Source organism: Sporacetigenium mesophilum DSM 16796 (genome assembly GCF_059569055.1).
In genome coordinates this window covers 48,340-54,929 of sequence record NZ_JCANUR010000018.1, presented here as the reverse complement: position 1 = coordinate 54,929, position 6,590 = coordinate 48,340, and the positions used below count along the sequence as shown (strand labels likewise).

Here is a 6,590-nt window from a genome sequence, read left to right as displayed (position 1 = left end):
CTATGTTTACTACATATGCAAGTGTATATGGACAGTCAAACATGATAGGCCATATTTTAAACTTTTTATCTTATTATTTAATATATAAAGCTATTGCTCAAACTAACTTAAAAAATCCATATATATCATTGAACTTAGCAAATATAAAGTTAAATAATAAAATAGAGGAGTTAGAAGAAAGCAATGAAAGATATACAAAGCTAGTTGAAAATACTCCTAATGGTATACTAGTACAAGATGAAGAAAAAATATTATATGCAAATGAAGAAGCGCTTAAGATTTTGAATATAGAAAATATAGAAGATTTAATAGGAAGAAATTCAGAAGAATTTATTCATCCTGAACATAAATTAAGTAACCTAGGCAGAAAAAATGATATATTAAAAGGAAATGAAATTGATTCTAACTTTGAGTATGTTATGAGAGACAATAAAGGAATTACTAAATACGTAGAATTAACATCAACTATCATTCATGAAAACGGAAACAAAAGAATTTTAACAATGTTTAAAGATATTACAAAACGTAAACATGCAGAAAAACAGTTAAGACAAAGTGAGAGAACTTATAGAAAATTAATAGAACTTTTGCCTGAGGGTATTTGTATTTTACATAATGGAAAATATGTTTATGCTAATGACGCTATGGCTAAAATTTTAAATGTAAGTAGTAAGACTGATTTAATAGGAAATCATGAAAGTAATTTTTCAAATGTTTCTTCTGAATATGAAGAAGTTATATTTAATAGAATGAATGATGTTTTAGAAGGCAAAAATGTAGAATTTTTAGAGCAAAAGATAATACTTCATAATAATGAAGTATTAGATGCTGAAATTTGTGCCATGCCTTTTGAAGTTATGGGCGATGGACATATTCTAGCTATTGTTAGAGATGTAACTGAAAAAAAGAAAACTGAAGAACTAAAGCAAAAATATAATGAAAAAGTTTATTACGATAAAATAAAAACAGAGTTTTTTGCAAATATGTCCCATGAACTAAAAACTCCATTAAACGTTATTTATGGCTCTAGCCAGCTTTTACAATCACAAGGCAAAAAGAATAATTTAAAAGAAGAAAATTTATATAAACATACAGCTACTATAAACCAAAACTGCTTTAGATTAATTAGACTTATTAATAACATAATAGATGTAACAAAGATGGAATCAGGATTTTATGATATAAAAAGAGAAAATCACAATATAGTAAACATAATAGAAGACATTACATTATCAATTACTGACTATACAGCTCAAAAGAATATAGAGCTTGTATTTGATACAGAAATAGAAGAAAAAATTATAGCTATAGACCCAGATAAAATGGAAAGAGTTATATTAAACTTATTATCTAATGCTATAAAGTTTACAAATCCATATGGTAAAATTAGTGTAGACATATATGATAAAGATGACAATATAGAAATATCCATAAAAGATACTGGAGTAGGTATTCCAAAAGAAAAGCTTGATTTGATATTTGATAGATTTGGACAAGTAGATGAGACTATAAAAAGGAATAAAGAAGGAAGTGGAATAGGATTATCTTTAGTAAAGTCTATAGTTGAACATCACGAAGGGCAAATTAATGTAAAAAGTGAATTTGGCAAGGGAAGTGAATTTATTATAAAATTGCCTGTTATCCAATTTGAAGAAGAAGAAAAAGAAGAAGAAATAATAAGAAGTAGCAATGTAGAAAGTATACATATTGAGTTTTCTGATATATATGCATAATAGTAAGACTAGGTTTTGGATAAAAGCCTAGTCTTTTTTAGTATATAGTCTTTTCATATCTTCTGGACATTCTTTTACCATTGTAGATATATCTACTGATATTACAAGCTCTAAGGGATAACTTAAATACATTGGAGAATTAGAATCCAAAGTTCCTACAAGATAAAAAGTATATACTCTAGTAGATTTTAAAATATGAGTAGATGAAGTTTTGAAATTATCTACTGGATTTACAAACTCAAATTCATACAATCCTGGATTTAAAAGTGAGTATTTATTATATTCATTTATATTAAGGGGACCTGATTGAATAACTTTGTTATTAGATATTACATTAATTACAACATTACTTTGGGATAAATTAGCATATCTAATTACTGATTTGTCAAGAAAAATCTCTTGATTAGGATCTCCTGATATCTTTAATATACTAGGGTTTTGTAATGTACCAACTATGGCCAATGTCTCAATTCGTGATTGGTATATTTCTACTTGTGTATCTATTATTGGAGTGTTTTTTTCACCTGAAACAAAAACTCTTATATTGTGAATATTTGATTCTATTATAGGTATATAAAATCCAAATTGTTTGTATTCTAGTTCACTAGCTAACAATTCATTATCTAGATATACATTTAATTTAGTATCAGATGGCAATGCATTAAAAGCTCTAATAATTGAAGTATTAGAGGATAAACAAGGAAGAATCAATTCCTTAGTCAAAAACTCATATAAATTTATATTACTATCTTGTCTATTCAAAGTATCCCCTCCTTTATATAAATCTCTTCATCATAGGTGGGCACTGCTTCATTGCTGTCATAATATCAACTGTTAATATAAGCTCCAATGGATAATTTGGATCATTAGTTGGACTTCCTACAAGATATAACTTATATAATCTAGTAGGTTTTATTTCATATATAACAGAACCTAAACCAGTATTTCCTACAGAATCTGTTAGTTTAAATTGAAACTGGTATACTCCTGGGGCTATAACTTCATATTGAGTATTATCATTTGCTCTAACTGTTTTGGATGAAATAACATTCTTACTTTTTATTATATTAACTGTAATGTCACTATCATACAAATTGCCATATCTAACTAAGGCCCTATCACTATAAGTTGGCTGATTAGAACTAGCTGTTAACAATAATATTCTAGGATTTTGTATAGTGCCAACTATATTAATTGTTGCTACATGGCCTTGAGGTATTTGTATTTGTGTTTGTGCTATAGGAGTATCTGGTTTGCTAGAATCAAAAACTCTTATATTATGGCTTGTAAGTGTTGATGTAGCTATTGTGTAACTAAATTGTTTGTATTTTAGTTCATGTGCTAATAAGATTTCATCTACATATACATCAAGTTTAGCATCTGAAGGTATAGCATTAAATGCCCTAATAAGACCTATATTATAAGGCAAGCAAATATCACCTAACTCGTTATTTAAAAATTGAAACAATGTTGTAAAATCTGGATATTGTTGTCTTTTATAATACAAAATAATATCTCCTTTTTCAATTATAGTCTTTTCATATCTTCTGGGCATTTTTTTATTATTGTAGTTATATCTACTGATATTACAAGCTCTAATGGAAAATTTAAATGTGTTTGTGATTTAGTATCCAAACTTCCTACAAGATAAAAGGTATATATTCTAGTAGGTTTTAAAATGTGTGTGGCAGAAGTTTGGAAATTATTGTTTGAGTTATCATTTAATGCAAACTGGAATGTATACATTATAGGGTTTAGAAGTGAGTAGCTAGTATATTCATTAATACTCAAAGGTCCAGATTGAATAATGTTGTCATTAAGTAATACATTAATATTAAGATTATTTTGTGATAAATTAGCGTATCTAACTAATGCCTTATTAGGATATGATGGTTGAGTAGGTTCTCCTACTACATTTATCACGCTAGGATTTTGTATAGTACCAACTATAGCTAGTGTCTCTATATTTGATTGATGTATTTTTACTGGAGTATCTAGTATAGGCTCACCACTTGAACTAGAGACAAAAACTTTTATATTATGAGTATCACCTTCTAATACAGGTATATAATGACTAAATTGTTTGTAGTTTAGTTCCTTTGCTAATAAATCGCCATCCAAATACACATCTATTTTATCTTCACTAGGCAAGGCATTAAAAACTCTAACAAGGGTAGTGTTGTAAGATACACAAGGTAAATTCAACTCTTCAGTTAAGAATTGAAATAAACTTGGATTATCTAGCTGTCTTTTCAAATTGTCATCTCCTTTATATTAAAATCCAGGCATATTAGGTGGACATTGCTTTATTAACGATACAACGTCTACTGCTATTACAAGTTCTAGTGGATAGTTGGAATTAGCATCTGTATCTCCTACAAGATAAAATGTATATATCCTTGTAGGTCTTAAACTATGAATAGTAGAAGACTTGAAGGTATCTACTGGTGAATCAGCTAAAACAAATTCAAATTTATATGTGTTTGGATTTGCAGTGTCGTATTTATTGTATTCATTACTTTTAATTGTTTTAGATGAAATAAGTCTATTGCCAATTAGTACATTAGCTGTAATATCTTTGTCAGTTAAATTTGCATACCTAATTAATGACTTATCTTGATAAATTGGTTGTCCTGGCTCGCCTACTATTATAGATATTCTAGGATTTTCAACACTGCCAACTATAGCTAATGTCTCCACATTTGCTGCATTTACTTGTACTGTTGTATCTATTATAGGTGTATCTAATTTATCTGAAATAAAAACCTTTAAATTATGGACTTTATATGCTGATGCAGCTATAGAATAACTAAATTGCTTATATGCTAGTTCTTTTGCCAATAGTATTCCATCTATATATACATCAAATTTAACATCTGATGGCAATGCGTTAAACATTCTAACAAAACCTGTTTTATAACTCAAACAAGGTAGAGAAGATATTTCGTTAGTTAAAAACTGAAACAATGTTGTAAAATCTGGATACTGCTGTTGTCTTTTATAATACAAAATAATGTCTCCTTTCTATATAATTTATCTTAATGTTAATATATGAATATCGTAATTTATGGTTATTAAAAATTAGATTTAATCTATAGTTATATGTGGAACCACATAACTCTTCTTAAGCATATATATAAATATATTGAATTTAAGGAGAGTATATAATGAATAAATTAATAAATAGTCCAACAAAAGCTCAAAGACATGAAATATATTATGAATTATTAAAAAGTCAAAACAGACCAGAAGACTATGAAAATATATTAAATATATTAAGCCCTCCTATTGATATTACAAATATAGCTAAGCCCGGTTCTTTTAAAAATATAAATGTAGGGATAATTGGTGGGGGAGCTTCTGGCCTTGCTGCTGCCTTTGAACTTAGAAAACTAGGATTTAATATAACAATATTTGATGCCCTAAAAGATAGAATTGGAGGCAGAATATATACCAATTACTTTGATAAAGATAAAAAATTATATGCTGAATTAGGGGCTATGAGAATACCAATTGCCCATGAAACATCTTGGCATTATATAGATTTATTTAACCTAAAAACAAAGCCATTTATATATTCTAACGAAAATGCAATTAGATATGTAAAAAACATACATGCACAAAATGATTCCAATGGAATAAGTGTTATGAGAAATATATATCCTTTTTATAATTTAACTCCTAGAGAAAGAGCTACACCCTGGAATCAAATGGTAAATAATTTTTTAAATTATTATTTATTCAGATTAACCCCAGAAGAAAGAAAAGAATTAATTCAAGTAAAACCACATTATAGTCCTAATATTTTGTATCTTGATTCTATAGATTTACGTGAAGCAGCAACTAGATATGGATTAAGTAGAGAGGCAATGTATATGTTATCTAGTGTTAATTCCCTTGCAGGAGGAGTTGCATACACAAATATATTAGAATTTCTTCAAGAACAATATACTGCTGACTTTGAAACTGTATATCAAATTGAAGGTGGAATGGTAAATTTACCACTAGCATTTCGTAAATCATTAAATAGCAAATATCCTAGAGAATATAATATAGAAAATAATTTACTAGGGAATATAACATTTAAAGATAATCATTATGTAACGAGAATTACTCAATCTAAAAATAACGGTCCTGTAACGCTACATTATAGATACAACCAAGAAGAGCATATAAGTTGTTCTACATTTGATTATGTTGTATGTGCTATTCCTTTTTCATCTCTTAGAACTGTAGATATATATCCTCAGTTTTCTACACAAAAAATGCAAGCTATAAGGGATTTGAATTATGAAACAGCACACAAAACAGGTATGCATTTTGAAGAACGATTTTGGGAAAAAAATAGAATGTATGGGCCTATATATGGAGGAAGTTCTTATACCGATTTGCCTATAGCATCTCTTTGGTATCCATCTTATGATTTAGATGAAAAATGTAATGAAAACTCATATAATTCTGGAGTATTATGGACATATAGTTATACATTAGATGCAATAAGATTAGGAAACTTACCAGATAAAATAAGAATAAGTATAATCAAAAGAAATATAGAAATGGTTCATAACCTTCCAAGTGGGTATTTGGACAAAATATTAATTAATTACAAAACTGTTCAGTGGGATAGGGAATTTTCATTCCAAGGAGGATTCCATTATCTTGCTCCAAATCAAAAAAGATTATTTTCTTATGTATCAACATTACCAGAATATAATGGTAGGGTAGTATTTGCAGGAGAGCATATAGCAGGTACTCATGCTTGGACACAAGGCGCGCTAAAAACTGGTATGGAAGCTGCAAATAATATAGCTAGATTTTCAAAAGTTCATATATCAAAGTGAAAAAACGGTCTTATAT

Annotated in this window: 6 protein-coding genes; 2 read left to right on the top strand and 4 right to left on the bottom strand. The window is 28.1% G+C overall.

Going from position 1 to position 6,590, the window contains the following annotated elements:
- The coding region (locus BS62_RS12905) for a PAS domain-containing sensor histidine kinase (protein ID WP_496491690.1) at positions 1–1,733 on the top strand (1,733 nt) is incomplete at its 5' end.
- A gap of 27 nt (positions 1,734–1,760) precedes the next feature.
- On the opposite strand, the gene BS62_RS12900 is transcribed toward BS62_RS12905, so the two are convergent.
- From BS62_RS12900 to BS62_RS12885, 4 genes are read right to left on the bottom strand one after another with little or no spacing between them, the layout of a single operon-like run.
- Complete coding sequence (locus BS62_RS12900) at positions 1,761–2,495, bottom strand: DUF4397 domain-containing protein (RefSeq protein ID WP_496491689.1); 735 nt, start codon at positions 2,493–2,495, stop codon at positions 1,761–1,763.
- Between the two features lie 13 nt (positions 2,496–2,508).
- On the bottom strand, positions 2,509–3,240 hold the full coding sequence (locus BS62_RS12895) for a DUF4397 domain-containing protein (protein ID WP_496491688.1): 732 nt from the start codon (positions 3,238–3,240) through the stop codon (positions 2,509–2,511).
- A gap of 20 nt (positions 3,241–3,260) precedes the next feature.
- On the bottom strand, positions 3,261–3,989 hold the full coding sequence (locus BS62_RS12890) for a DUF4397 domain-containing protein (protein WP_496491687.1): 729 nt from the start codon (positions 3,987–3,989) through the stop codon (positions 3,261–3,263).
- Between the two features lie 18 nt (positions 3,990–4,007).
- Positions 4,008–4,742, bottom strand: a complete 735-nt coding sequence (locus tag BS62_RS12885) for a DUF4397 domain-containing protein (protein WP_496491686.1) — start codon at positions 4,740–4,742, stop codon at positions 4,008–4,010.
- A 158-nt stretch (positions 4,743–4,900) separates the two neighbouring features.
- On the opposite strand from BS62_RS12885, the gene BS62_RS12880 reads away from it, so the two are divergent.
- A complete protein-coding gene (locus BS62_RS12880; protein WP_496491685.1) occupies positions 4,901–6,574 on the top strand; it encodes a flavin monoamine oxidase family protein in 1,674 nt (557 codons plus the stop codon).
- Positions 6,575–6,590: the final 16 nt, after the last annotated feature.